The sequence below is a fragment of the Agrobacterium sp. RAC06 genome (genome assembly GCF_001713475.1).
Classification (GTDB): domain Bacteria; phylum Pseudomonadota; class Alphaproteobacteria; order Rhizobiales; family Rhizobiaceae; genus Allorhizobium.
This window is the reverse complement of record NZ_CP016499.1, coordinates 889,668-914,855: the sequence shown is the minus strand read 5'-3', so window position 1 is coordinate 914,855 and position 25,188 is coordinate 889,668. Positions and strand designations below refer to the sequence as shown.

The window sequence follows — 25,188 nt, the reverse complement described above, 5'->3', positions numbered from 1 at the left end:
TCGGCAAGGCAAGCTTTGACTGGGCTGCGGGTCCGGTAGAGCCCATTCCGACAAGCACTCCCGCTCCGCAGCGGATCGAGCCCGTTGTTGCTCCTGCCGTTTCGGCTGATTTCGAAGGCTTCGCCGTGCAGGCGGGAGCCGCGTACCACCTCGACGGTTGCGGCACCTGCGCCCATTCCGGCAGCGCCTGTAGCGGACCGCGACGACGTCGATTTCAGCTTCGATTTTCTCGACGAACTGGCTATCGACGAGGATGTTGTCGTTCAGCCCCAGGCCGCAGAGCCGGTCGTTCAGCGCGCGGCCCCTGTGATTGCCGACGAGGAATTCGATCCTTTCCATGACCAGGAATTCGATCTGCAGCTTGACGATATCGAGCTCGATCTTTCCGAACTCGACGTCGCACCTCAGAAATCTGTGCCGCAGCCTGCACCGGCCGTCAGCGCTGCTGCGTTCGCGGCTGCCACTGCCCCTGCTGTCGCACCGGCCCGCGTCGAGCCTGCTGTCACGGCACCGTCCTACGGCGCCAGCACCTCGGCACCTGCCTATGTTGCCGCGCCGACCGTATCGGCCTCCGCCTTTGCAGCGGCCGTCGCTCGCCCGGCTTTTGAAAGCCAAGTGGCTACGCCCGCCATGCCAAGCGCGCCCGCGCGCCCTGCAACGCCGGTCGACGACAGCTTTGCCTTCGATCCGTCCGAGATCTCCGAGCAGGACGATTTGCTGGAAACCCTGAGCGGCATGGACGTGCCGGACGTTCCGGTGGCTGATGCACGCCCTGCACAGGCGCCCCAGCCAGATTACGACATCGACATCGATGCGGAATTGGCAACCTTGTTCGAGCAGCCCGTGGTACCGGCAGCACGCCAGCCGAACCCGACCGCAGTGAGCCGTGTTGCTGCAGAGGTTGCACCGGCCGCAGCAACGGGCGCCCGAGCACCTGGCGCACCGCTGGATGACTTCGACGCTTTCGAGAAGGCATTGGAGGAAGATTTCCGCAGCTCGATGACCTCCTCGGGGGCTCTGGAGCCTGAAAGTCGTGGCCACATCACCATTTCAGGTGAGGGGCAGGGCTTCCGTTTCCGTCACATCAAGCCGTATTTGATGGCAGGCACGGCCGTCATCGTGCTGCTCGCTGGTGCAGGCGGCCTCTTTGCCTGGCTCGGCAGCGGAGCAGTTGGCACGCTGAGCAGCGGCGAGCCGCAGGTGATCGCTGCTGACAAGTCTCCGGTCAAGATTGTCCCCGAGGACCCGGGCGGCAAGTCCGTCCCGAACCAGGACAAGGCAGTTTATGATCGCGTGGCCGGCAATGGGGTCGAGGATCCCACGCAGCCCAGCCTGATTTCCTCGCAAGAGCAGCCGATCGATGTTGTCCAGCGTACCCTGATTCCGGAAACGCTGCCGATGGATGGTGGAAGCGAAGCCCTGGCGACGCCTGTTGGCGAAACCGAGGATCCGCGCCTGCTCCCCGATGGCCAGCTGCCGCAGGCCGCCGCCGAAGACCCGGCGACGATCACGCCGCGCAAGGTGCGCACGATGATCGTTCGCCCCGACGGCACGCTAGTCGCTCAGGAAGTCCCAGCCGAGCCGACACCGGCTCCGGTCGAGACGGCGTCTGCGCCTTCGTCGCAATCGACAGCCGACGCTCCGGTGCTTGCACCGCCGAGCGTCCCGAACACCAATGCCGCCGATACTGTGAGGACCGTCGATACCCGCGTCGTGACCCCGGGTGGTACGACCGACGCTGCGGCGTCGGCGACTGCCCCTGCCGCCACGACGACCGCTGCAGCTGAGCTGGCTGCCGCAACGCCTGTGACGGCAGAGACGGTAGCGGCTCCCGCAGATACAACCGCATCGCGTGCGCCGGTCCCGACGACCCGCCCGGCCGACCAGCCGGTCAACGTCGTCGGCACCGTAACGGATCAGGGCAATCTTCGTCCGTCTGCTCCTGCTGCCACGGCACCGGCGCAGCCAGCAGCCCCGACTGAGGTTGCTGCCGCATCACCGGCCGCGGCAACGCCTGCTCCTGCCACTGCAGCACCGGCGGGCAGCTTCGGCGTTCAGATCGCGTCCCTGCCGTCCGAGGCCGACGCCCAGAAGAGCTATCGCAACCTGTCCACCAAGTTTGCTGGCGTATTGGGTGGCAAGCCCTGGGAAATCCGTCAGGCGGACATTCCCGGCAAGGGCACCTTCTACCGCGTGCGGGTCGTCGCGGGCTCCAAGGATGACGCCGTGGCGCTCTGTGAGCAGTATCGCGCCGCCGGCGGAAGCTGCCTCGTCTCACGCTGAGGTCAGACCCAATTTTCAGATCTTCGAGAGGCGGAACCGCGTGTTCCGCCTCTTTTTTTGTGTATGAGGGCTTGGCGCTCACTGCCGGGCCCTTCGCTTTCCTCTCCCTCTCGATATGGTCTTGCCATGACAACACAGTCCCGACCCGCCAAAGCCATGATCCTCGGTTGCCTCGGCCAGCGCTTGAGCCCTGACGAGAAGGCTTTCTATCGTGATGAACAGCCCTGGGGTTTCATCCTCTTCGGGCGCAACATCGGCGAGGCGGAGCAGGTCAAGGATTTGGTCGCCGAAATGCGCGAGACGGTCGGTGGCGGTCACGAAGTTCCGGTGCTGATCGACCAGGAAGGCGGGCGCGTGCAGCGCATCCGCGAGCCGATCGCACCGCGTTATCCCTCCGGCTCCGATCTCGGTGCGCTCTATGACCGGAACGCTGAGAAGGGGCTGCGCGCCGCATGGCTGATGTCGCGCCTGCACGCCTTCGATCTCTATCGCCTCGGCATCAATGTCGACTGCCTCCCGGTGCTGGATGTGCCGATCGTCGGTGCCTCCAACGTCATCGGCGACAGGGCCTATTCCAACGATCCGCATGTCGTTGCCAAGATGGGGCAGGCGGCAGCCGATGGCCTGAAGGCCGGCGGCGTGCTGCCGGTCATCAAGCACATCCCTGGCCACGGTCGGGGTATGGCCGACAGCCACCACGAATTGCCTGTTGTGACCGTGCCGCGGGCTGAACTCGAAGCCCATGATTTCGTGCCCTTCAAGGCGCTGGCCCACGAGTTGATGGGCATGAGCTGCCATGTCGTGTATACCGACATCGACCCCGATCATCCCGCCTCGACCTCCCAGATTGTCACCGAGGAAATCGTGCGCAAGGCGATCGGCTTCGAGGGGCTGCTGATGTCCGACGATATCTCGATGAATGCACTGAAGGGCACGATCGGCGAGCGGGCGGTGCGTGTCGCTGCGGCCCTTGACGTTGTCCTGCATTGCCATGGCCATATGGACGAGATGAAAGGCGTTGCAGCAGCCGTGTCGGAGCTCTCCCGGAAGGCACGGGAGCGGGCGGATGCCGTCGAGGCGGCATTTGGTGTTCCGGAAGCTGCCGACGAGCAGGCCCTTCGCGACGAATTCGCCAACCTGATGGCGGTGGCCTGATGGTGCGTGGCCCCGTCCAGCCGACGGTTTTGAACCGGACTTCCAACGGGGAGACACCGGCACCGACGCCGATGGACAGCCTCTGGCAGGATACGGCCGAGGAGAGGGCCGCAAGCGACCCCGCGCTGCTGATCGATGTCGCCGGCTTCGAAGGGCCGCTGGATCTGCTGCTCTTCCTCGCCCGAAACCAGAAGGTCGATCTCGCCCGCATCTCGGTGCTGGCATTGGCGGAGCAATATCTTCTTTTCATTGAAAGTGCGCGGCGCATTCGCATCGAGCTTGCCGCCGATTATCTCGTGATGGCCGCCTGGCTCGCCTATCTGAAGTCGCGTCTTCTGATCCCGCAGCAGCCGAAGGACGATGGTCCCTCGGGCGAGGAAATGGCCCAGACGCTTGCCTTCCGCCTGAAGCGGCTGGAGGCGATGCGCGAGGCCGCAAGCCGCCTCATCAATCGCAATCGTCTCGGTCGTGATGTCCACCAGCGCGGGGCGCCGGAGCATGTGCCCTCGCGCGCGGTGAGTGCCTATGAGGCGTCGCTCTACGATCTGTTGACCGCCTACGCCTCACTGCGTCAACGCCAGGCGATCACGCAGGTGACCATTGAGAAGCGGCGCGTCTGGTCACTCTCGGACGCGCGCGGCATTCTCACCCGCATGATCGGCGAGATCTCCGACTGGACGGCGCTCGACCATTTCCTGCTGCGCTACTTGCCGAGCCCGGAGGAGCGGGTGACCGCGATCGCCAGTGCCTTCGCAGCCTCGCTTGAGCTGGTGCGCGAGGGCCGCCTCGAACTCCGCCAGGACGGTGCCTTTCAGCCGATCTACATGCGCAGCGGCCCGAGGGCCGAGGCGCTCAAGGCGGTGGAGTAAGCCGTGGCCGATGTGGACGATCTCGAGCCGGAGGAGGGCATGGAACCAGAGGAGGGCGGTCATTCCGCATCCCTGCGCGCCGAGCTCGATCGCCGCGAGGCGCTGAGGATCGCTGAAGCCCTCGTCTTCGCCTCGGCCCAGCCCGTCTCGACAAGCTTTATCGAGGAGCGCCTGCCACGCGGTATTTCCGCGCCCGAAATCCTCCACCAGCTGAAGCAGGACTACGCGGCGCGCGGGGTGAACCTCGTGCAGGTCGATGACCACTGGGCCTTTCGCACAGCCGCAGACCTGTCCTTTGCCATCCGCAACGACGAGGCGGAGGTCAAGAAGCTCTCGCGTGCCGCCCTCGAAGTGCTTGCGATCATTGCCTATCACCAGCCGGTAACGCGCGCCGAGATCGAGGACATCAGAGGCGTCCAGACCTCCAAGGGCACGCTCGACGTGCTGATGGAGGCCGGCTGGGTGCGGTTTCGCGGTCGCCGTCGTTCGCCCGGCCGTCCTGTCACGCTCGGCACGACCCGCGATTTCCTCGACCATTTCGGATTGGAAGAGCTGCGTGATTTGCCCGGTCTCGAAGAATTGAAGGGGGCAGGGCTGCTGTCTGGCCGCATCCCCGCCAACTTCAACATACCGCTTCCCATGGCCCACGACGATCTGACCGACGAGGAAGATCCGATTACCCAGCTCGACCTTGAGGAACTCGGCCTCTTGACTCCGGGCGGTGAAGCAGAGGAATAGGGTCAGCTTTTTCAACGGTGACCGGTGATGCCGGGTCGTGCGGCTCCAAAAATCCGCAACGATCCGGGATGAGCCGCGCGGACGGCAGAATGAACCCAGCGAAGATCCAGCATGGAGACGGCCAGCGCACGGCGGGCGTAACCTTTGCCGCGCGCCTGACCTTCGAGGACATTCAGCATCGCTATCACGGCAAGGAGACGATCCGTGGCGTGTCGCTGACCGCCCAACCGGGCGAAGTGCTTTGCCTGCTGGGTCCCTCCGGATCGGGTAAGACGACACTGCTCAGGATCGCTGCCGGTATTGAGGCGCAGGCCGCAGGCCGGGTTCTGATCAACGATCGCGAAGTGGCCGGTCCCCAAACCTTTCTGCCGCCGGAGAAGCGTGGCATCGGGCTGATGTTTCAGGATTTTGCCCTATTCCCGCACATGAGCGTTCTCGACAATGCCCGCTTCGGCCTGACTGCACTGCCACGCAAAGAGGCTGTGGCCGAAGCCATGGTTGCGCTGGAGCGCGTCGGCCTCGCGCATTATGCCGAGAAGTTTCCGCATGCCCTGTCGGGCGGCGAGCAGCAGCGCGTGGCACTGGCGAGAGCGCTCGCACCCCGGCCGAGCGTGCTCTTGATGGACGAGCCCTTTTCCGGCCTCGATTCGCGCCTGAAAGACACCGTGCGGGCGGACACGCTCGCAATTCTTCGTGAGACCCGCGCGACTGCCGTCGTCGTCACCCATGACGCCGAGGAAGCCATGCGCATGGCCGACAGGATTGCATTGCTGAAGAATGGTCGGCTCGTGCAGGTTGGGACCTCGGACGATCTCTATCGCCGGCCCAACGACATTTTCGCGGCTGCCTTCTTCTCGGAGATTAACGAATTCTCCGGGAGAGTGCGTGGCGGTCGCGTCGAGACGCCCTTGGGGGCCGCCGATTCCGGAGACATTGCCGAAGGCGCCGAGGTTGAGGTCGCCGTGCGGCTCTCCGGTCTGTCGGTTCGCGAAAGCGGCGGTCCTATTCCGGCCCGCATCATCGCGCGGCGCTTCCTTGGCGTCGTCGAGTTGCTCGATCTTGCCGTTCCCGGCACAGAGCGACCGGTTCGAGCGCGGATTCGGGCCGACATGTTGTCAGCGGGTGTGCGCGACGTGACGATTGCGGTTGAGCCCAAGGACATTTTGGTGTTTGAAAAGACACCGCAAAGCCCCTACATCGGGGAAACGAAAATCTAAGGAGTGGCAGGCATGGGTTCGTTTAGCATTTGGCACTGGATCATCGTTCTGGCGATCGTCCTGCTTCTCTTCGGTCGCGGCAAGATCCCGGAACTGATGGGTGACGTTGCCAAGGGCATCAAGAGCTTCAAGAAGGGCATCAGCGAAGAGGACGAGAGCGAGAAGCAGACCGCCTCCAACGCACAGCCCACCGTGACGAAGACGGTCGACCACAAGGCCGACGAGGTAAAGTGATCGGCTTCAGCCGATCGGACGGGCGGCTCCTTGAGCTGCCCGTTCTTCGTTGAAATCTTGGAAGACCGGCGCCCGTCTTGAGGCGCCATGGCGTGGCATCAGGAGCCCGTTTGCATGCTGGATATAGGCTGGACCGAGCTTTTGGTGATTGCGGTCATCCTGATCGTCGTGGTGGGTCCGAAGGACCTTCCGCCGATGATCCGGGCCTTTGGCAAGATGACCAAGCGCCTGCGTCAGACTGCAGGCGAATTCCGTGCACAGTTCGACGAGGCCCTGCGCGAGGCGGAGCTCGATGACCTGAAGAATTCGGTCAACGACATCCGCTCGCTCAATCCGGCAAACACGATCCGCGAGACGCTCAATCCGCTGCGCCAGATGGGGCAGGAGATCAAGTCCGACCTGGAGCGCTCCACGCGTCTTGATCCAAAACCCGCGCCTTTGGACGACGGTTACGAGGACAACTCGATCCTGCCCGATGTGCCGCTCGGCCTTGGCGAACCGCCCGAGGAGCTGAAGCCCGTGGTCCAGCAGCCTGTTACGCCGGCGGCAGTCGCCCAGCCCGCGTCGCCAGCACCCGCCGCAACAGCAGCACCTGCGCCGGCCGCAGCCGCAGCGGCGCCCGTTGTTGCTGCCACGGCTCCGGCGACCTCCGCACCGGCAGCTACGCCCGTGATTGCAAAGAAGACGGCAGCCCGCAAACCGGCCGCCAAGGCGCCAGCCGCTGTAAAAGCGCCTGCCAAGTCGACCAAGACTGTGCCGGTCGCTGTCGAAGCGCAGCCGGCCACCAAATCCGCGAAGCCCAAGCCGAAGCCGGCGACCGTTGGGACTGCTTCTGCCAAGGCAAAGGCTGCGGCAGGCTCCGAACCTGCTGCCAAGCCGGCGCCCAAGGCACGCAAGAGCAAGAGTGAGGACCGCGCATGAGCGGCGATATGGACGACAAGCCCCAGCCGTTGATTGAGCATCTGATCGAATTGCGTTCGCGCCTGATGTGGGCGCTCGGCGCCTTCTTCGTCGCTTTCCTCGTCTGCTTCTACTTCGCCAAGCAGCTCTTCAACCTGCTGGTCGTCCCCTATAAATGGGCAGTGGACTGGGCCGGGCTCGACGTAACGAAGACCGAACTCATCTATACGGCGCCGCAGGAATTCTTCTTCACCCAGGTGAAGGTTGCCGCCTTCTGCGCCATGGTCATCGCCTTTCCGGTCATCGCCTCGCAGGTCTACAAGTTCGTGGCACCGGGCCTCTACAAGAACGAGCGCGCTGCCTTCCTGCCGTTCCTGGTGGCGTCTCCGATCCTCTTCCTGCTCGGCGCCTCGCTCGTCTATTTCGTCTTTACGCCTATGGTCATGTGGTTCTTCCTTGCCATGCAGCAGGCGCCTGAAGAGGGCGGCGTTGCGATCTCGCTGTTGCCGCGCGTCTCGGAATATCTGGGTCTGATTATGACCCTGATCTTCTCCTTCGGCCTCGTCTTCCAGCTGCCGGTCGTGACCAGTCTTCTGGTGCGGGTCGGCATCCTCGAGAGCCAGTGGCTGGCCGACAAGCGCAAGTATTTCATCGTCGTCGCCTTCGTCATCGCAGCCATCGTGACGCCGCCGGATCCGCTGTCCCAGATCGGTCTTGCACTGCCGACGATCCTTCTCTACGAGGTTGCGATCTATGCGGCGCGACTCATCGAAAAGAAGCGCGCTGCCACGGAACTCGCCGAGGCCGGCGCTAAAGAGCAGGCCTGAGGCAGACCGGGCGGTCCCGCCGCATTTAACCCATGCCGACATGGGGCCGGACGTGGCCGCCGGCCAGCTCCGATCCCGGTCGAAAACCAAGACCTGGAACGACGATGCTCGATATCAAGTGGATCCGTGAAAACCCCGAGGCCTTCGATGCCGCACTCGCCAAGCGCGGTGCCGAGCCTCTGTCTGCCTCGCTGATCGCGCTCGACCAGAAGCGCCGGTCTGTCGCCCAGGCGATGCAGGACATGCAGTCTCGCCGCAACTCGGCCTCAAAGGAAATCGGCGCCGCCATGGCGCAGAAAGACATGGAGCTCGCGGAGAAGCTGAAGGCGGAAGTCGCTTCGCTCAAGGACACGCTGCCGGCAGCCGAGGAGGAAGAGCGCCAGCTTACCGCTGAGCTCAACGACGCCCTGTCGCGCATCCCGAACATTCCCCATGATGACGTGCCCGTCGGCAAGGACGAGCACGACAACGTCGTCGCCCGCGTTGTCGGTGAAAAGCCGACTTGGAATCACAAGCCCTTCGAGCACTTCGAAATCGGTGAAAGCCTCGGCTACATGGATTTCGAGCGCGCGGCCAAGCTCTCCGGCTCGCGCTTCACGGTCCTGACGAGTCAGCTCGCGAGGCTTGAGCGAGCCCTTGGCCAGTTCATGCTCGATCTGCACACGAGCGAACACGGCTATACCGAAGTCTCGTCGCCGCTGATGGTGCGCGACGACGCCATGTATGGAACGGGCCAGCTGCCGAAGTTCGCCGAAGACCTGTTCAAGACGACCGATGGTCGCTGGCTGATCCCGACGGCGGAGGTGACGCTGACCAATCTCGTTGCCGGCGAAATCCTCGACCAGGAAAAGCTGCCGCTGCGCTTTACGGCCCTTACACCGTCCTTCCGCTCGGAAGCCGGCTCTGCCGGTCGCGACACCCGCGGCATGCTGCGCCAGCACCAGTTCTGGAAATGCGAACTCGTTTCGATCACCGACGCCGAAAGCTCGATGGCCGAACATGAGCGCATGACGGCCTGCGCCGAAGAAGTCCTGAAGCGTCTCGGTCTGCATTTCCGCACCATGACGCTCTGCACTGGCGACATGGGCTTCGGCGCCCGCAAGACCTATGACCTCGAGGTCTGGTTGCCGGGCCAGAACACCTATCGCGAAATCTCCTCCTGCTCTGTCTGTGGCGATTTCCAGGGGCGACGCATGAATGCGCGTTACCGCAACAAGGACGGCAAGGGCACGACCTTCGTGCACACGCTGAACGGTTCGGGCACGGCTGTCGGCCGCTGCCTCATCGCGGTGATGGAAAACTACCTGAACGAGGACGGTTCGATCACCGTGCCTGACGTTCTGCTGCCCTATATGGGCGGCATCAAGAAAATCGAGAAGGCGGCCTGATCACGCCGCAACCGGAGTGGCCATGCGCATCCTGCTGACGAATGACGACGGTATCCACGCTCCGGGCCTTGCCTCCTTGGAGCGCATCGCCCGCAGCCTGTCCGACGATGTCTGGATCGTCGCGCCAGAGACCGACCAGAGCGGGCTTGCCCATTCGCTGACGCTGTCCGAACCCTTGCGTCTGCGAGAGCTCGGAGATCAGAAGTTTGCCCTGCGTGGCACGCCGACCGATTGCGTCATCATGGCGATCCGCAAGGTACTCGATCGCAAGCCTGATCTCGTCCTGTCCGGCGTCAATGCCGGCGCCAACATGGCCGACGACGTCACCTATTCGGGCACGGTTGCCGGTGCGATCGAAGGGACGGTGCACGGTGTCAGGTCCTTTGCGCTGAGTCAGGCCTATAGCTACGAGGCGGGTGCGCCGATCCCGTGGCATGTTGCTGAGGCGCTGGCGCCCGACCTTCTGAAGAAGCTCTCGACGATCGATTTGCCGCCCGGCACATTTCTCAATCTCAACTTCCCGAATTGTGAACCGGAAGAGGTGCAGGGCATCGATGTAACCTCGCAGGGGAAGCTGGACTTCGGCCTCTCGGTGGAAGAGCGTCAGGATGGTCGCGGCCTTCCCTATTTCTGGCTGCGATTCGGCGACCGCAAGGGCAACTTCCGCGCCGGAACCGACATTCATGCGCTGCGTGAGAAGAAGATTTCCGTGACGCCGCTGAAGCTCGACATGACCGACTATGCAGTGCAGGACATGGTTGCGGCAGCACTCGCCAATGGGGATGCAGTGTGAGGTCTGCCCTGGTCGAGCGCGAGGGCTTTGCGGCTCTGGTCCTGCGGCTCAGGGCTGAAGGCATCACCGATCTCGACCTGCTGACGGCCGTCGAGCAGACGCATCGCTCGAGCTTCGTTCCGCCCGAATATGCCCAGAGCGCCTATTCCAGCCGCTCCATCCCGATCGAATGCGGGCAGTTCATGGAAGGCGCGGATCTCGCCGTTCGACTGCTTTCCATGCTGCAGGTGAAGCCAGGACATCGCGTGCTTGAGATCGGCACCGGCAGTGGCTTTGCGACCGCCGTTCTCGGGCGGCTCGCCGAGCGGGTGATCTCGATCGAACGATACAAGACACTGATTGCGAGCGCCCAGGGTCGATTGGAGCGGCTTGCGCTTCGTAACGTTATCCTGCGCCAGGTCGACGGTTCGAACGGGCTGCCGGGCGAGGGGACCTTCGACCGAATCGTGTCCACGGCGGCCTATCCCGTCATGCCCCGTTTCTTTGCCGAACAACTCGTGTCCGGCGGCATGCTGCTTGCGCCGATCATGCTGGACGAGGAGCGCTGCGTCATGGTCCGTCTGACCAAGACCGGGAGCCGCTTCGAACGGGAGGATCTGTTCGAGGTACCCTTCCTGCCCCTGCAGCCGAAGATTGCCCAGCACCTCTGAATTCAGATTTTTCGAACTTTGCAGATCCCATTGAGCGCAGGCGCAAGAGCGCCCGTCTCTGCATAATTTATATGCGCTTCGCCGAATTCGTTCATAACGAATCCACGGGGTTAACTGCCCGGTAATACTAACGCGCTTTAATGAACCCACATCAAGTTGTGTCATATGTGGGTCGAGTCATGCGTAAAAGTGTATCGCCGAAAGCTGGATTGTCTGTCGCTCGTTTGTGCGGCGCGCTCCTCCTGGCCGGTACGGCAGCCGGGTGTAGTTCAGACGCCTCGCGCTTCAGCTCGGTCTTCTCCACCGACAGTCTGACCACGGCGTCCATTCCTCGTCAGCAGCGCAATCAGCCGCCGGTCCCTGCCGAGAATATCGGTGGCGGCGGCATGTACGGTCAGTCTCAGGCCATGGCGCAGCCGATGCCGGCAAGCCCGGCTTACGAGGCGCCGGCATCTGCCCGGGCGGCAAGCACGCCGGCCTCCGTGCAGCGCGCCGAACTCGCCGCGCCATCTGCATCTGGCAACAATTCCGAGCGTGCTGCAGCGCTTGCGCAGCCCTTCCCGTCTGCACCTCAGCCGCAAGCCGGTCAGGTGGCTGCGGTCAACCCAGGCCAGGTTCTGGCCGAGCCGACATCGACCGGTTCGACGCCCCGTCAGGGCGGTTGGTCGACGGCCGGTGCTGCCCGCGTGACCTTGCGGCCCGGCGAGACCATCGCGACGCTCGCTGATCGCTATGGCGTTCCGCAGAAGGAACTCCTCAAGGCCAATGGTCTGACCCATCTCAGCGATGCGGCCCCCGGCCAACTCGTGATCATCCCGACCTTCGGCGGTCCCAATGCGGCCCGCGCTGCGGCCGATGCGTCCGGCCTGCCGACCGATGGCCGCAAGCCTGTGCTGCCGGGCGACCAGCAGCAGAACGTGGCCGTCCTGCCGAATGCCCCGAATTCCCGCGAAAAGCAGCAGGTTTCGGCATCAGCCGCCACCGGCAAGTCGGATGCGGGCGCCGGTGCTGGTGCCGGCTCCTACATCGTGAAGCCTGGCGATTCCCTGGCGCGCATCGCCAAGGCCAACGGCGTTTCGGTCGATGATCTTAAGAGCGCCAACGGTCTGACGACCGGGAACATCCGCATCGGACAGCCGCTCGTCGTCCCGGCAAAGAGGGCCGTGGCACCCGCAGTTGCCCAGGCTCCGGCTGCAGCGGCCGCCGATCCGGTCAAGACGGCCTCCGTGCCGGCTGCCGGTCAGCCCGCTCAATACCAAGCCCCGGCCGCTAACAAGTCGGTGACGGAAGTCGCCGCTGCCAAGCCGGAAACGGCCGCACCCGAATTGACCGGCATCGGCAAGTATCGCTGGCCGGCCCGCGGTGCCGTGATCGCCAATTTTGGCGCCAATATCGATGGCAAGCGCAGCGACGGTATCGCGATCTCCGTGCCGCAGGGCACGCCGATCAAGGCCGCCGAGAACGGCGTGGTCATCTATGCCGGCAACGGCCTCAAGGAACTCGGCAACACGGTTCTCGTCCGTCACGACGATGGCAAGGTCACCGTCTACGGCCATGCCGACAGCCTGTCGGTTCAGCGTGGCCAGAAGGTCCAGCGCGGCCAGACCATCGCTACATCCGGCATGACCGGCAACGTCAAGCGTCCGATGCTGCACTTCGAAGTCCGCAAGGATGCAGCACCGGTCAACCCGATCACTTACCTGGAATAGTGTATTGCGTACAGGTCAGTGAAAAGGCCCGGAGCTCGCGCTCCGGGCCTTTCTGATTCTGCGGGTGGAGAGATTCAGCGGCGTTCGGTGGAGATCCGGAGGCGTCCGGCGAGATCCTGAATGTATTGCCAGGCAACGCGCCCTGAGCGGCCGCCGCGCGTGGTTGCCCATTCCAGCGCTTCATGATGCAACTGCTCGCGGGGCAGCGGCAGCGCGAAATGCGCTGCATAGCCGTCGATCATCGTCAGATAGTCGTCCTGGCTGCATTTGTGGAAGCCGAGCCAGAGGCCGAACCGGTCCGAGAGCGAGACCTTCTCCTCTACGGCTTCTGACGGGTTGATCGCCGTCGACTGCTCGTTTTCCATCATGTGGCGCGGCAAAAGATGGCGCCGGTTAGAGGTGGCGTAGAAAAGCACATTGTCCGGCCGGCCCTCGACGCCGCCGTCCAGCGCTGCCTTCAGAGATTTGTAGGCGGTGTCGTCATGGTCGAAGGAGAGGTCGTCGCAGAAGACGACGATCCGGTGCGGCGCATCCTTGATAATCTCGAGCAGCCCCGGCAGCGTCGAGATATCCTCCCGATGCACTTCGACGAGCTTCAGCGCGATGCCGTTGGTCTTGATGATGTCGGCATGGACGGCCTTGACCAGTGCCGACTTGCCCATGCCGCGCGCACCCCAGAGCAGCACGTTGTTCGCAGGATAACCTTCGGCGAAGCGCAATGTATTTTCGTGCAGGATGTCGCGCACATGGTCGACACCGCGGATCAGGCCCAGTTCCACCCGGTTCGGTCGCTTGACGGGTTGCAGGTGAAGCCGTGCCGGAGACCAGACGAAACAGTCTGCGGCCTCCCAGTCGTTGAAGGCGGGTGCCGGCCCTGCCAGCCGTTCCACGGCCTCGGTGAGACGCTTCACTTCCGCCAAAAGTGCGCTCACGGTCTGATCATCCATCGTCCTGCTCCTCGTCGTCCGGTCCGGCTGTGCAAGCCTGAGCTTGGGCGGTATCACGCAGAATTGCGGGCATAAAGGGTAAGGGGCCTGAAAATGGTACGCCCCGGCGCTGTTTCTGTTGCATTCATGGGCTCTCTCACTATATTCCGGCGACCTGACGAGGGGGCCGGGCGGCTCCCCAATACGCTTCAATAGGGAGTCTTTCATGTTTATCACCGAGGCCTTTGCCCAGGACGCAGTTGCTGCCCCGAGCGCGATGGGATCCGGACTGGAAATGCTGCTGCTCTTCGCACCGCTGATGGTGGTCTGGTATTTCTTCCTGATCCGTCCGCAGCGCCAGCAGATGAAGAAGCGTGAAGAGACGCTGTCTGCCATCCGTCGTGGCGATCAGGTCATCATGGGTGGCGGCATCGTCGCCAAGGTCACCAAGGTGATCGACGACAAGGAACTCGAACTCGAAATCGCCGACGGCGTGAAGGTTCGTGCAATGCGCCAGTATGTGGCGGAAGTCCGCGTCAAGGGCGAACCGGTCAAGACCGAAACCGCCGCCTGATCCCGCTGGGCCGGCCTTGCGCCGGCCTTTGCCATTTTCCGATGCCCTGATTCGAGAGTTCCATGCTTTACATTTCCCGCTGGAAGACATTGTTCATCTGGTTGACCGTTGCGCTCGGCGTCCTTGTCGCCCTGCCCAATGCCTTCACGGACGAGGAACTGGAAGCATTCCCCTCCTGGTTCCCCACGAGCAAGGTGACGCTCGGCCTCGACCTGCAGGGCGGCTCGCACATCATGCTGAGGCTCGAGCGCGAGGATATCGTCAAGGAACGCCTTGAGACGATCGTCGGCGACGTCCGGACCCAGCTTCGCGAAGCCGGCATCCGCTATACGGGCCTTTCCGGCGTCGGCCAGCAGATCCAGGTTCGCATTACCGATGCGGACAAGGTGCCGGAAGCAATCGAAGCGCTGCGCTCGCTGACCGATCCCGTCAGCATCGGCGGTCTGACCGGCGGTTCTGTGACGGAGGTTGCTCTCGAGCAGGCCGAGGGCGGCGTGCTGCGCCTGACGCTGACCGACGCGGGCATCGACTACCGCGTATCCTCTGCCCTGACGCAGTCGATGGAAGTCGTTCGCCGCCGTGTCGACGAATTGGGGACGACCGAACCGCTCATCCAGCGCCAGGGGGATGACCGCATCATCGTCCAGGTCCCGGGCCTGACTGATCCGCAGCGCCTGAAAGCGCTTCTGAACCAGACGGCCAAACTGTCCTTCCACATGGTCGACACGACGATGCCGGTCACAGAAGCGATGAACACGCGTCCGCCTGCACAGTCGGAGATCCTTTATTCGGCCGATGACCCGGCCGTTCCCTATCTCATCGAGCGTCGTGCGCTGATCTCGGGTGAAAACCTCGTTGATGCCCAGGCAGCCTTTGACCAGCGCACCAATGAGCCGGTCGTCAGCTTCCGCTTCGACAGCCGCGGTGCCCAGCGTTTTGCCCAGGCAACGCAGGAAAACGTCGGCAATCCCTTCGCCATCGTCCTCGACCAGCAGGTCATTTCCGCGCCCGTCATCCGCGAGCCGATCCTCGGCGGTTCCGGACAGATCTCCGGCAATTTCTCGGTCGAAGGCGCAAACGATCTTGCGGTTCTGCTGCGTGCCGGTGCTCTGCCGGCGACGCTGACGGTCGTCGAGGAACGCACCGTAGGCCCCGGCCTCGGCCAGGATTCGATCAATGCCGGCGTGACCGCCAGCATCATTGGCGGCATCGCGGTCGTTCTCTTCATGCTCGCCTTCTATGGCACCTTCGGCGTGATGGCGAACATCGCGCTCGCGGCCAATATTGCCCTGATCCTCGCGGCCCTGTCGATGATCGGGTCGACGCTGACCTTGCCGGGTATCGCCGGTATCGTTCTGACAATGGGTATGGCCGTCGACTCGAACGTCCTGATCTATGAGCGCATTCGCGAGGAGGCCCGCAATGGCCGACCCTTGGTGCAGGCGATCGAGGTCGGTTTCAAGAAGGCCTTTGCGACCATCATCGACGCGAACCTCACGACGTTGATCGCGGCCGTCGTTCTCTTCTTCCTCGGGTCCGGCCCAGTGCGTGGCTTCGCCGTCACCCTGTCGATCGGTATCGTGACGACCGTCTTTACTGCCTTCACCCTGACCTTCTGGTTGATGGCCTTCTGGTACCGCTGGAAGCGCCCGAAGCACATTCCGAAAAGCGTACGCACTGGTTTCTTCGACAACCGCAACATTCGCTTCATGGCGGCCCGCAAGTTCAATTTCGGACTGGCCATGCTCATCTCGGTTGCCTCCCTGGTCGGGTTTGCGACCGTTGGCATGAACCTCGGGATCGACTTCAAGGGTGGCTCCATCATCGAGGTGCAGGCACGTGACGGAACCGCCGATCTCTCCGATATCCGCGACCGTCTGAGCCAGCTGAACCTCGGCGAGGTGCAGGCGCAGGGCTTCGGCGACGATGCCAGCGCGCTTATCCGTCTCCAGGCGCAGGATGGCGGCGAGAACGCCGAACAGTCGGCTCTCAGCAAGGTTCGTGGTGAACTGGAGGCCGAATACGACTTTCGCCGTGTCGAGGTGGTCGGACCATCGGTCTCGAGCGACCTGACCTATTCGGCGACGATCGGCGTTGCGGCAGCTCTCTTCGGCATCCTGATCTACATCTGGTTCCGTTTCGAGTGGCAGTTCGCGCTAGGCGCAATCATCGCCACCCTGCACGACGTTGTCTTCACGCTCGGCCTGTTCGTCCTGACTGGCATTGAATTCAACCTGACGAGTATCGCGGCGATCCTGACGATCATCGGCTACTCGCTGAACGATACGGTCGTCGTTTATGACCGCATGCGAGAAAACCTCAGGCGATACAAGAAGATGCCGCTTGAGGTGTTGATCGACGAATCGATCAACCAGACGCTCTCGCGTACGGTTCTGACCGCCGGCAGTACGGTCCTCGCTCTTGGGGCGCTCTATCTGTTCGGCGGGGAAGTCATTGCCTCCTTCACCTTCGCCATGCTGGCAGGCGTTCTGATCGGAACCTTCTCGTCGATCTACATCGCTGGCCCGGTTCTGATCGCCTTCAAGCTGCGTCCGGAAAACTTCCAGCGGGACGAGACCGAGGGCGAGCAGGTTCCGGCCAAGGCCGGGGCCTGATCCGATGGTTTTTGGCTTCGGAGACAAGGGCGTCACCATCCGTGACGCCCATTTCCCCGGGCGGCCCGGTATCGACAGTTACGGCAATGGTGGCTTCCGCTTTGCCGACATGTCGCATCGTGGATCGCTTCTCCTGCTTCCCTCCGGTGTCTATGGCTGGGAGCAGACCGAAGAGGAGCCGATCACGCAAGCCTCACTCGCGCGCGTATTTGCCGAAACCGGCATCGAATTCCTGCTCTTGGGCACCGGTCGGCAGTTGCGCCTTGTCGACCCCGATTTGCGGGTCGCATTGAAGGCGAGGGGCATTGCGACCGATCCCATGGGAACCGGTGCTGCAATCCGCACGTATAACATCATGCTGGCCGAGCAGCGTCCGGTCGCGGCCGCGTTGATCGCAGTCTGAACCCGTCCCTCGAAAGGTGCATTGTGAGCGAGACCCCGTCGGCCAATGAGGCTCTTTGCCTGCGGGCCTTGCAAGAGTCGGATCGCGACCGCTATCTCGCGAGCCTTCTGACGCCGGCCGATCGGCGTGACGCCATCGTCGCGCTCTATGCCTACAACGCCGAGCTTGCCCGCGTGCGTGACGTCGTGCGTGAACCCTTGCCGGGCGAGGTGCGACTGCAATACTGGCGCGACCTGCACGAGGGCTCGGCGCATGGCGAGACCGCTGCAAACCCCGTTGCAGCCGAGCTTCTTCGCGCCGTACAGACCTGGCGGCTGCCTGTGGCGCCACTCGTCGCCATGGCCGACGCGCGCATCTTCGACCTTTACGACGATCCGATGGAAACGACCGCGATGTTCGAAGGCTATGCCGGCGAGACGGCAGCGGCGCTCATCCAGCTTTCATCTCTGGTCCTTGATGTAGAGGCTGCCGAAGCTGTATCCGAGATCGCAGGGCATGCGGGTGTGGCGCTTGCCGTTGCCGGCGCGATCCTGCTGATGCCGATCCATCGGGCCCGAGGGCAGGTTTACCTGCCGACACAGATCCTTGCCTCCGTCGGACTGGACCGGGACGCATTTCTGGCCGGGGGCAACGACGAGCGGGTGACTGCCGCCATCCAGGCCTTTGCCGGTTTCGGTCTCGATCACCTGCGCAAGGCGCGTGCGGCCGGGGCAATACCGAAGAGCCTGCTTGCCGCCTTCCTGCCGGCGACGCTGGCAGAACCGGTGCTCAAGCGAGCGATGAAGATCGGCCATGCTACTCTCTCGACCGATATTCGCCCGCCGCAATGGCGACGGCAGATGGCGATGATGCGTCTGCTGCTGACGGGGCGGGTCTGACGCAGCGGTCACGTCCCGGATACACCACGTTCACGCAAGGCTCGCCTGTTAGCAGCCATTGCGATAGTGTGTGTGCGCGGAAGGAGGCGAGATCAAATCATGGTGACCTGGGGTATCGTCTTTGCGCTCGTCATGGGGCTGGCCTATTTCTCTACGCGTAGTATGCGCCAGGAGGATGAGGGATTTCAGGACGCTGGCCTCGCTATCCTCGAATTCGGCCGTGCCTTTCCGCAGGAGGCAATCCGCAGCCTGCACGCCACAGTCGACGGCAAGGCCGTCTTCGTCCGTCTGCATGACAATAAGGCAGGTTTCATGCGCAGCATGCGCAACCATTTCGCCTGCCATCTGATCGAGCCCGGCACTGTACGCGTCCGCGCCTTGCCGAACGGCAAGGGGATCGCCGTCGAGTTTCTCGACGCCCCCTCCCACAACGGCGAGTTCACCTTTGCCAACCCGGCAATCGCGGCAGAGGTTTCCCTCTGGCTGCTCGGAAACTACCTCGGCCATGCCGACCGAGAACCGGACCCCGCCTCAGGCACGACCGGCTGACGCCGCCGTCAGGCAGCGCCGAGCCAGGTCTTGCAGTGTTCGAGGGCGCGCGCGGCGATCAGTTGACGCTTCATTATCGTCTTGTCCTTGCCGCGGAAGCGCTTGACGCCCTCTGGCTTGACGATCGATCCGGGCTCAAGCTCGGGGAACAATCCGAAATTGATGTTCATCGGCTGGAACGAGCGCTTGCCAGGCTCCTCGTCGGAAACGATATGGCCGCCCGTGATGTGGTTGAGCAGCGAGCCAAGCGCGGTCGTCGCCGGTGGCACGCTGATCGTCTCGCCCTTGCGCTGGGCCGCTGCAAAGCGCCCGGCCAGCAGGCCGATCGAGGCGCTCTCTACATAGCCTTCGCAACCGGTGATCTGGCCGGCGAAGCGCAGGCCCGGACGGGCCTTCAGCTGCAGGCTCTGGTCGAGAAGCGTCGGTGAGTGGATATAGGTATTGCGGTGTAACCCGCCGAGCCGGGCAAATTCCGCATTTTCCAGGCCCGGGATCATCCGAAAGATCTCGGCCTGGGCGCCGTAGCGCAGCTTCGTCTGGAAACCGACCATGTTGTAGAGCGTGCCCAGCGCATTATCCTGGCGCAGCTGCACGACGGCATAGGGCTTGACTGTCGGGTTGTGGGCATTGGTGAGGCCCATCGGCTTCATCGGCCCGTGGCGCAGCGTTTCGCGGCCGCGTTCCGCCATGACTTCGATCGGCAGGCAGCCATCGAAATAGGGCGTGCCTTCCCATTCCTTGAAGCCGACGGCGTCACCGGCAATCAGTGCGTCGATGAAGGCATTGTACTGTGTCTCGTCGAGGGGGCAGTTGATATAATCCTTGCCCGTGCCGCCGGGGCCTACCTTGTCGTAGCGCGACTGGAACCAGCAGGTGTCCATGTCGATGCTGTCGGTATGCACGATCGGTGCAATCGCATCGAAGAAGGCAAGCGCATCCTTGCCGGTCCGCTCGCGGATGGCTTCGGCGAGCGCCGGCGAGGTGAGGGGGCCTGTCGCAATGATGGCGAGATCCCAGTCCTCCGGCGGCAGGCCCGTCACTTCCTCACGTACGACTGCGATCAGCGGATGCCGTTGGATCTCGGCCGTGACGGCCTCGGAGAAGCCGTCGCGGTCAACCGCGAGCGCGCCACCGGCCGGAACCTGGTGTTTGTCGGCGCAGGCCATGATCAACGAGCCCGCGAGCCGCATCTCGGCATGGATGACGCCGACGGCATTCGATGTCGCATCGTCAGAGCGAAAGGAGTTGGAGCAGACCAGCTCGGCCAAGCCGTCGGTCTTGTGTGCATCGGTGCCGCGCACGCCGCGCATTTCGTGCAGGATGACCGGGACGCCGGCCTGGGCCACCTGCCAGGCGGCCTCCGAGCCTGCAAGACCGCCGCCGATGATGTGAATGGGGGAGAAGGAGCTGTTTGTCATGGGCGGCTCCATATCACGGCTCGCGGCGCGAGGTCCATCATGTCTGAAGCCATGCAGCTCGCCGAGCGTTCACATTCGCGACGCAGGAATCAAAAACGGCACCATGCGGTGCCGTTTGACAGGCTGCTTCTCGCAGGTCCGATTAACGGAAGGAGCGCGAAGCGATGTTGCGGATTTCGTAGCGGGTGATGCCGATGTCGTTCAGGGTCTGCGAAGACAGGTTGCCCAGTTCGTTCATCGTGCGGCGGTAGCTGATCCAGTTCTTTGCAATGCGGATCGGGTTCATGGTCGTTTCCTCGTCGAATGTTCGCTGATCCTGCGGTCTTTCCCGCATCGGCGATTGACCTTCTTATACGCCTGTAAAACAAGATTGTGCAGTGCAAATAATGTGCGACTGCTATGCATTTGTGCATGAGGTTGCCGTGATATGTGGCAGGCCGGGTTGGCTGGCGAAAAATGCGCCATGCGTTAACGCCCGTTTACCGATGCAGAAAAGCCCGCGATTTCGGGCTTTTCAAAGGCGTTCCGGGGCTTGGTCGTTGATCAGACCGGCTTGATCAGAATGTGCTTCTTCTTTCCGAGCGAAAGCTTGATGACGCCATCCGCCGTGACCTCTGCAGTGCCCACAGACATGCGCTCGTCGGAGACGCCTGCATCGTTGATCTTGACCGCACCGCCCTGCACGTGACGGCGGGCTTCGCCGTTCGAGGCGGCAAGGCCCGCCTTGACGATCAGTCCGAGCAAGCCGATGCCCGCTTCCAGCTCGCTGGCCGCGACTTCGACGGTCGGCAGCGTGTCGGCAAGCGCCCCTTCCTCGAAGGTCTTGCGGGCCGTTTCGGCAGCCTGTTCAGCGGCGTCGCGACCATGCAGCAGCGTCGTCACTTCCGTGGCGAGGATCTTCTTGGCTTCGTTGATCTCCGAGCCACCAAGCGCTGCCAGACGTGCGATCTCGTCCATCGGCAGGATGGTGAAGAGCTTGAGGAAGCGCACGACGTCGGCATCCTCGGTGTTGCGCCAGTACTGCCAGAAGTCATAGACCGGCAAGAGGTCGGCATTGAGCCATACAGCGCCCGAGGCCGACTTGCCCATCTTGGCGCCGGAGGAGGTGGTGAGCAGCGGTGCGGTCAGCGCATAGAGCTGCGGCGTGCCCATGCGGTGGCCGAGGTCGATGCCGTTGATGATGTTGCCCCACTGGTCGGAACCGCCCATCTGCAGCCTGCAGCCGTAGCGCTGGTTCAGCTCGACGAAGTCGTAAGCCTGGAGGATCATGTAGTTGAATTCCAGGAAGGACAGCGACTGCTCGCGGTCAAGCCGCGTCTTGACGCTGTCGAAGGAGAGCATGCGGTTGACCGAGAAATGCCGGCCGACATCGCGCAGGAATTCGAGATAGTTGAGCGGACGCAGCCATTCGGCATTGTTAATCATCAGGGCGCCGCCCTTCGGCCCCTGGTTGTAGTCGAGGTAATGCGAGAAGCAGCGTTTGATCGAGGCGATATTTTCTTCAATCGTCTCGATCGTCATCAGCTTGCGCGCCTCCTCCTTGAAGGAGGGGTCGCCGACCATGCCGGTACCGCCGCCCATCAGCGAGATCGGCTGGTGGCCGGTCTGCTGGAACCAGCGCAGCATCATGATCTGCATCAGGTGGCCGACATGCAAGCTGGATGCCGTCGGGTCATAGCCGATATAGGCCGTCACGCTCTCCTTGGCGAGCAGGTCGTCAAGCCCCGTTTCATCGGACATCTGATGAATGAAGCCGCGCTCGGAGAGGATGCGGAGGAAATCGGACTTGAACTTCGTCATGACGCTGTTGCTTTCGGTTTCTCTGGTCTTTCGGTGGCAATCTTGGAAATCCGCGCGGGCTTTAGCATTGTTTTTTGAATTGTGCACCCGTCTCGGTCATGAATGTCCGGCGAGTTGACGGACCGAATCGGGTGTGAAATGGCGGAAATCAGGACGGCAATCGGGTTGATGAGCGGCACCTCGATGGATGGCATCGATGTGGCGCTGGTCCGTACCGATGGCGAGGCGGTCGTCGAGCGCGGCGGTTTCCTCTCCGTGCCCTACGAGCCCGCCTTCCGCGACCGGTTGAAGCAGGCATTGGAAGACGCGAAAGCCATCAAGCAACGCGACGAACGGCCGGGAGAACTCTCCCGTATGGAGAGGGACCTGACTCTACGTCATGCACAGGCCGTGGCGCTTTTCCTGCAGCAAGAGAAGCTCAAGCGTGAGGACATCGACCTCATCGGCTTCCACGGCCAGACGGTGTTGCACAGGCCGGATGACGCCTTGACCGTACAGCTCGGCGACGGGCCGCTGCTGGCGGGTGAAACCGGCATCGACGTCGTCTATGACATGCGCGCCAACGACATGGTCCATGGCGGGCAGGGCGCCCCGCTGGTCCCGGTCTATCACCAGGCATTGGCGCATCAAATCCCGGTGGATCAATGGCCGGTCTGCTTCGTCAATATCGGCGGCATCTCGAACCTGACCTTCCTCGACCGCGACGGCACGATCATCGGCTTCGACAGCGGACCGGGCAACACGCTGATCGATCAATGGGTCGAGGCCCATGCGGGCATACCTTACGACGACGGCGGTCGCATCGCCTCTGAAGGTTCGGTCATCATGCCGCTCGCCGAGCGCTATCTGGACAATTCCTTCTTCACCGCAAGCACGCGCCGCTCGCTGGACCGCAACGATTTTCGTCCGCCTGAAGGCCACGAGGCCGAACTGTCGGACGGCGCCCGTACGCTTGCCTTCGTCTCGGCAGCCGCGATCCTCAAATCGGCAGGCCATCTGCCAACCCCGACGAAGACCTATGTCATCTGCGGCGGTGGACGCCTGAACCAAACGATCATGGCGGATCTGGTGCGACTTGCCGGCGAAAAGGGAGCAAGGGTGGTAACCGCCGAGGAGGCGGACTTTGATGGTGATGCCATGGAGGCGGAGGCCTGGGCCTATCTTGCGGTGCGCTCGGCGCGGGGGCTGCCGCTGACCTTTCCGGGAACGACCGGCGTGAAAGCGCCGGTCATTGGTGGTGTGCTGGCGCCATCCGTGATCCTGCGGACGCCGCGTCTTGTCCTGACACGGTGGTTGGATGGTGACGAAGAGCGTCTTGTCGAATTGCACGGCACGCCGGAGACCAGCGCCTATGTCGGGAACGGCAAGCCCTGGGATCGGGACTACGCACGAGAGCGACTGGCGGGGTGGCGGACAGGCTTTCACCGCCATGGCTTCTCCACCTTGAAGCTGATGACGGCCAGTGGTTCGCAATTCGTCGGGCGCGCCGGCATCAGCTGGTACGAAGACGCCCAAGTCCATCAACTTGCCTATTCGATCGCCCAGTCCGAATGGGGTAGGGGTTACGCGAGTGAGATCGCTAGCGCTCTGGTTGGGTGGTTCTTCGAGGCTGAGGTTGGGGAGCGGCTGGAGGCCATGGCGCATGTCGACAACGCGGCCTCCTTACACATCCTCAAAAAGACAGGCTTCCGGGACATCGACATGCGCACCGTGCGAGGGGAACCCTGCCGCTTCTTTGAAATGACCCGAGCCGTTTATGCGGATCTCGCAAACGCCAGCCCGTCCCGCAAACCCACTTCATAGGCGTGCCGGATCCCGGCCGCGTCGCCGACAGAGAACTTGCTGACCGGGATGTCCTCGCTCGGGCCGACCACCACGCGATTGGGGGCGGAAGGCGGCTGTCGGCCAAATCGGGTGGTCAGAAGCAGTGTCTTCCAGCCCTTGGTCTCGACCTCGCTCAGTTTCATCAGCGGTGGATTGTCGACGAGGCCGCCGTCGAGATAGGCGCGACCCCTGACGCGCCCGACCGGCATGAAGGGCGGCACGGACGAGGTTGCCATCAGCGCATCGACCAGTTCGCCGGGATAGTCGCAATTGTGCGTCGAGATCCAGGTGGGGCGCAATCTCATCCGCAGACCAGCCTTGGAATGGGTGCCGTCGGTCAGAAGCTTCTCGATCTGGTAGGCGCCGATCGAGCCCAGTGCACCGAACGCACCGGGCATCCAGTCCGGCAGGCCGGAGAGCTGGATCAGCATCGGCGGCGCCGCCTTTAGCGCGGCGAGTTCTTGTTCGCCAAACGCGTCTGCGAGCAGTTGCCGGAACAGCGCGCCGACCACGAGCGGCGATTCCCGCCGCCGGAGCGCCCGCCAGTCAACACCGCGATGGCCCTTTTCGGCAAAGGCGAAGGCGGAAGCCCTGACACGGTCGCCGACGCCGGCAAGGTGCATCGCGCCGTGATAGGCGCTGGCCGAAACGGCGACATAGAAGCGCGGCTTGAGCGGATGATGTTCGCTATAGGCCTTGAGGAAGCCGCTCTGCCAGTAGCAGCGGTTACCGCCGCCTGCGAGGCCGACGGCGTCAAAGGTGAGGGGTGAGGTCATTCAAAATCACAGTCTGAAATCGAAAGAGTGTTTAATCACGCCGAAGAAGTTCGAGAGCTTCCGCTTCTCTTCCCTTGCCGCGCGCCGCCATTTCCTCGAACAGCCGGTAGGCTTCATGTTGCTTGACCATTTCCGCGGCCATCTCTGACACCAGGCGTTCAGGAGAGACACCCTTCTCAGCTGCAATCAGATCCACCTTTTCGTGAACCTCTGAACTCAGCTCAACGGTTAAAGCGTTCATCTTCAAGCCTCCGGACAGTAGCCGCTGGTGTCTCGATCTTGATGTGCGGGAACCTGAGTTCCGCCTTTTCAAAATCTCGGACGTTCGACGTCACGAGTATATGCGCGTTGGCCGAGATTGCCAATTCGAGCAGGTGATTGTCGGCTTCATCGACGAGATTGGGCCGCCACTTGAAATGCGCGGTCCGCCATTGGCAGCGAGAAACAAAGATATCCATCAGCGCTAGCCGTTCGTTGGCGGACATTCGTCCGTTCGCAAAAGGCTCTGTTCTGGAGAGTACGTCGCGGTATTCGAGCAGAAGTGGACCGGACAGAAAAGGGACGAGACGCCCGTCCAGGCACGCCTCGATCACTTTCGAGGCTGGGCCGCGGCCGATACAAGCGCTGACGAGAACGTTTGTATCGGCCACGATCCGGATCAT

The 25,188-nt window shown here is 62.9% G+C and carries 24 protein-coding genes and 2 pseudogenes; 19 read left to right on the top strand and 7 right to left on the bottom strand.

From position 1 onward, the window contains the following. The first annotated feature begins 87 nt into the window (after positions 1-87). From BSY240_RS24535 to BSY240_RS04265, 12 genes and pseudogenes are all read left to right on the top strand, one after another. Positions 88-2,283: an SPOR domain-containing protein gene (locus BSY240_RS24535; RefSeq protein ID WP_171901547.1), complete on the top strand. Its 2,196-nt coding sequence runs from the start codon at positions 88-90 to the stop codon at positions 2,281-2,283. A 126-nt stretch (positions 2,284-2,409) separates the two neighbouring features. After that, positions 2,410-3,438: a beta-N-acetylhexosaminidase gene (gene nagZ / locus BSY240_RS04315; protein WP_069041525.1), complete on the top strand. Its 1,029-nt coding sequence runs from the start codon at positions 2,410-2,412 to the stop codon at positions 3,436-3,438. Next, positions 3,438-4,307: a segregation and condensation protein A gene (locus BSY240_RS04310; protein WP_069041524.1), complete on the top strand. Its 870-nt coding sequence runs from the start codon at positions 3,438-3,440 to the stop codon at positions 4,305-4,307. Before nagZ ends, BSY240_RS04310 begins: the two co-directional genes overlap by 1 nt. A gap of 12 nt (positions 4,308-4,319) precedes the next feature. After that, positions 4,320-5,045 carry an SMC-Scp complex subunit ScpB gene (scpB, locus tag BSY240_RS04305; protein WP_371418477.1) on the top strand — a complete coding sequence of 242 codons (726 nt, stop codon included), beginning with the start codon at positions 4,320-4,322 and terminating at the stop codon, positions 5,043-5,045. 89 nt (positions 5,046-5,134) lie between these two features. Continuing rightward, a complete protein-coding gene (locus BSY240_RS04300; RefSeq protein WP_069043820.1) occupies positions 5,135-6,262 on the top strand; it encodes an ABC transporter ATP-binding protein in 1,128 nt (375 codons plus the stop codon). Between the two features lie 12 nt (positions 6,263-6,274). Continuing rightward, positions 6,275-6,496 (top strand): twin-arginine translocase TatA/TatE family subunit, encoded by a 222-nt coding sequence (locus BSY240_RS04295; RefSeq protein WP_054150147.1) that lies wholly within the window; start codon positions 6,275-6,277, stop codon positions 6,494-6,496. 114 nt (positions 6,497-6,610) lie between these two features. Continuing rightward, positions 6,611-7,225: pseudogene (gene tatB, locus BSY240_RS04290) on the top strand (Sec-independent protein translocase protein TatB); the annotation flags it as partial. Between the two features lie 188 nt (positions 7,226-7,413). Beyond that, positions 7,414-8,223 (top strand): twin-arginine translocase subunit TatC, encoded by an 810-nt coding sequence (gene tatC / locus BSY240_RS04285; RefSeq protein ID WP_069041522.1) that lies wholly within the window; start codon positions 7,414-7,416, stop codon positions 8,221-8,223. A 104-nt stretch (positions 8,224-8,327) separates the two neighbouring features. After that, on the top strand, positions 8,328-9,611 hold the full coding sequence (serS, locus tag BSY240_RS04280; protein ID WP_069041521.1) for a serine--tRNA ligase: 1,284 nt from the start codon (positions 8,328-8,330) through the stop codon (positions 9,609-9,611). Positions 9,612-9,633: 22 nt separating this feature from the next. Next, on the top strand, positions 9,634-10,404 hold the full coding sequence (gene surE / locus BSY240_RS04275; RefSeq protein ID WP_069041520.1) for a 5'/3'-nucleotidase SurE: 771 nt from the start codon (positions 9,634-9,636) through the stop codon (positions 10,402-10,404). Further along, the gene (locus BSY240_RS04270) at positions 10,401-11,054 is read left to right on the top strand and encodes a protein-L-isoaspartate(D-aspartate) O-methyltransferase (protein WP_054150151.1); all 654 of its coding nucleotides are present in this window, start codon (positions 10,401-10,403) and stop codon (positions 11,052-11,054) included. The genes surE and BSY240_RS04270 overlap by 4 nt, the downstream gene beginning before the upstream one ends. 179 nt (positions 11,055-11,233) lie before the next feature. Then, positions 11,234-12,763: a peptidoglycan DD-metalloendopeptidase family protein gene (locus tag BSY240_RS04265; RefSeq protein WP_069041519.1), complete on the top strand. Its 1,530-nt coding sequence runs from the start codon at positions 11,234-11,236 to the stop codon at positions 12,761-12,763. Between the two features lie 74 nt (positions 12,764-12,837). On the opposite strand, the gene BSY240_RS04260 is transcribed toward BSY240_RS04265, so the two are convergent. Then, a complete protein-coding gene (locus BSY240_RS04260) occupies positions 12,838-13,710 on the bottom strand; it encodes an ATP-binding protein (RefSeq protein WP_069041518.1) in 873 nt (290 codons plus the stop codon). A gap of 205 nt (positions 13,711-13,915) precedes the next feature. Between BSY240_RS04260 and yajC the strand changes: the two genes are divergently transcribed. The 5 genes from yajC (at position 13,916) to BSY240_RS04235 (ending at position 18,708) form a co-directional block, all read left to right on the top strand. Next, the gene (gene yajC, locus BSY240_RS04255; RefSeq protein ID WP_054150154.1) at positions 13,916-14,263 is read left to right on the top strand and encodes a preprotein translocase subunit YajC; all 348 of its coding nucleotides are present in this window, start codon (positions 13,916-13,918) and stop codon (positions 14,261-14,263) included. Between the two features lie 62 nt (positions 14,264-14,325). Continuing rightward, the gene (gene secDF, locus BSY240_RS04250; protein ID WP_069041517.1) at positions 14,326-16,878 is read left to right on the top strand and encodes a protein translocase subunit SecDF; all 2,553 of its coding nucleotides are present in this window, start codon (positions 14,326-14,328) and stop codon (positions 16,876-16,878) included. Between the two features lie 4 nt (positions 16,879-16,882). Next, positions 16,883-17,281 carry an Mth938-like domain-containing protein gene (locus tag BSY240_RS04245; RefSeq protein WP_054150156.1) on the top strand — a complete coding sequence of 133 codons (399 nt, stop codon included), beginning with the start codon at positions 16,883-16,885 and terminating at the stop codon, positions 17,279-17,281. A gap of 23 nt (positions 17,282-17,304) precedes the next feature. Beyond that, a complete protein-coding gene (locus tag BSY240_RS04240; RefSeq protein ID WP_171901546.1) occupies positions 17,305-18,159 on the top strand; it encodes a phytoene/squalene synthase family protein in 855 nt (284 codons plus the stop codon). A 99-nt stretch (positions 18,160-18,258) separates the two neighbouring features. Then, positions 18,259-18,708: a hypothetical protein gene (locus BSY240_RS04235; protein ID WP_069041515.1), complete on the top strand. Its 450-nt coding sequence runs from the start codon at positions 18,259-18,261 to the stop codon at positions 18,706-18,708. A gap of 8 nt (positions 18,709-18,716) precedes the next feature. On the opposite strand, the gene trmFO is transcribed toward BSY240_RS04235, so the two are convergent. The 3 genes from trmFO to tyrS form a co-directional block, all read right to left on the bottom strand. Continuing rightward, positions 18,717-20,126: a methylenetetrahydrofolate--tRNA-(uracil(54)-C(5))-methyltransferase (FADH(2)-oxidizing) TrmFO gene (trmFO, locus tag BSY240_RS04230; protein WP_069041514.1), complete on the bottom strand. Its 1,410-nt coding sequence runs from the start codon at positions 20,124-20,126 to the stop codon at positions 18,717-18,719. 142 nt (positions 20,127-20,268) lie between these two features. After that, positions 20,269-20,412, bottom strand: coding sequence for a DUF1127 domain-containing protein (locus tag BSY240_RS04225; RefSeq protein WP_006728564.1), 144 nt, complete (start codon positions 20,410-20,412; stop codon positions 20,269-20,271). Positions 20,413-20,669: 257 nt separating this feature from the next. Next, a complete protein-coding gene (gene tyrS / locus BSY240_RS04220) occupies positions 20,670-21,926 on the bottom strand; it encodes a tyrosine--tRNA ligase (RefSeq protein ID WP_069041513.1) in 1,257 nt (418 codons plus the stop codon). 138 nt (positions 21,927-22,064) lie between these two features. Between tyrS and BSY240_RS04215 the strand changes: the two are divergent. After that, positions 22,065-23,174 (top strand): annotated as a pseudogene (locus tag BSY240_RS04215) (anhydro-N-acetylmuramic acid kinase); the annotation flags it as partial. Continuing rightward, positions 23,166-23,729 carry a GNAT family N-acetyltransferase gene (locus BSY240_RS24305; protein ID WP_236759353.1) on the top strand — a complete coding sequence of 188 codons (564 nt, stop codon included), beginning with the start codon at positions 23,166-23,168 and terminating at the stop codon, positions 23,727-23,729. The pseudogene BSY240_RS04215 and the gene BSY240_RS24305, both read left to right, overlap by 9 nt. Here BSY240_RS24305 and BSY240_RS04210 read toward each other — a convergent pair. The 3 genes from BSY240_RS04210 to BSY240_RS04200 are packed head-to-tail and all read right to left on the bottom strand — an operon-like array spanning position 23,681 to position 25,188. After that, positions 23,681-24,526, bottom strand: coding sequence for a patatin-like phospholipase family protein (locus tag BSY240_RS04210; protein WP_069041512.1), 846 nt, complete (start codon positions 24,524-24,526; stop codon positions 23,681-23,683). The genes BSY240_RS24305 and BSY240_RS04210 overlap by 49 nt on opposite strands. A 31-nt stretch (positions 24,527-24,557) precedes the next feature. Continuing rightward, the gene (locus BSY240_RS04205; protein ID WP_054150162.1) at positions 24,558-24,767 is read right to left on the bottom strand and encodes a hypothetical protein; all 210 of its coding nucleotides are present in this window, start codon (positions 24,765-24,767) and stop codon (positions 24,558-24,560) included. Continuing rightward, a complete protein-coding gene (locus BSY240_RS04200) occupies positions 24,748-25,188 on the bottom strand; it encodes a putative toxin-antitoxin system toxin component, PIN family (RefSeq protein WP_069041511.1) in 441 nt (146 codons plus the stop codon). Before BSY240_RS04200 ends, BSY240_RS04205 begins: the two co-directional genes overlap by 20 nt.

Coding starts and splice junctions, on each gene's coding strand:
- nagZ (WP_069041525.1), top strand. CDS start 2,410: ATGACAACACAGTCCCGACCCGCCAAAGCCATGATCCTCGGTTGCCTC.
- BSY240_RS04310 (WP_069041524.1), top strand. CDS start 3,438: ATGGTGCGTGGCCCCGTCCAGCCGACGGTTTTGAACCGGACTTCCAAC.
- BSY240_RS04300 (WP_069043820.1), top strand. CDS start 5,135: ATGAACCCAGCGAAGATCCAGCATGGAGACGGCCAGCGCACGGCGGGC.
- BSY240_RS04295 (WP_054150147.1), top strand. CDS start 6,275: ATGGGTTCGTTTAGCATTTGGCACTGGATCATCGTTCTGGCGATCGTC.
- tatC (WP_069041522.1), top strand. CDS start 7,414: ATGAGCGGCGATATGGACGACAAGCCCCAGCCGTTGATTGAGCATCTG.
- serS (WP_069041521.1), top strand. CDS start 8,328: ATGCTCGATATCAAGTGGATCCGTGAAAACCCCGAGGCCTTCGATGCC.
- surE (WP_069041520.1), top strand. CDS start 9,634: ATGCGCATCCTGCTGACGAATGACGACGGTATCCACGCTCCGGGCCTT.
- BSY240_RS04265 (WP_069041519.1), top strand. CDS start 11,234: ATGCGTAAAAGTGTATCGCCGAAAGCTGGATTGTCTGTCGCTCGTTTG.
- BSY240_RS04260 (WP_069041518.1), bottom strand. CDS start 13,710: ATGGATGATCAGACCGTGAGCGCACTTTTGGCGGAAGTGAAGCGTCTC.
- yajC (WP_054150154.1), top strand. CDS start 13,916: ATGTTTATCACCGAGGCCTTTGCCCAGGACGCAGTTGCTGCCCCGAGC.
- secDF (WP_069041517.1), top strand. CDS start 14,326: ATGCTTTACATTTCCCGCTGGAAGACATTGTTCATCTGGTTGACCGTT.
- BSY240_RS04245 (WP_054150156.1), top strand. CDS start 16,883: ATGGTTTTTGGCTTCGGAGACAAGGGCGTCACCATCCGTGACGCCCAT.
- BSY240_RS04235 (WP_069041515.1), top strand. CDS start 18,259: ATGGTGACCTGGGGTATCGTCTTTGCGCTCGTCATGGGGCTGGCCTAT.
- trmFO (WP_069041514.1), bottom strand. CDS start 20,126: ATGACAAACAGCTCCTTCTCCCCCATTCACATCATCGGCGGCGGTCTT.
- BSY240_RS04225 (WP_006728564.1), bottom strand. CDS start 20,412: ATGAACCCGATCCGCATTGCAAAGAACTGGATCAGCTACCGCCGCACG.
- tyrS (WP_069041513.1), bottom strand. CDS start 21,926: ATGACGAAGTTCAAGTCCGATTTCCTCCGCATCCTCTCCGAGCGCGGC.
- BSY240_RS04210 (WP_069041512.1), bottom strand. CDS start 24,526: ATGACCTCACCCCTCACCTTTGACGCCGTCGGCCTCGCAGGCGGCGGT.
- BSY240_RS04205 (WP_054150162.1), bottom strand. CDS start 24,767: ATGAACGCTTTAACCGTTGAGCTGAGTTCAGAGGTTCACGAAAAGGTG.
- BSY240_RS04200 (WP_069041511.1), bottom strand. CDS start 25,188: ATGATCCGGATCGTGGCCGATACAAACGTTCTCGTCAGCGCTTGTATC.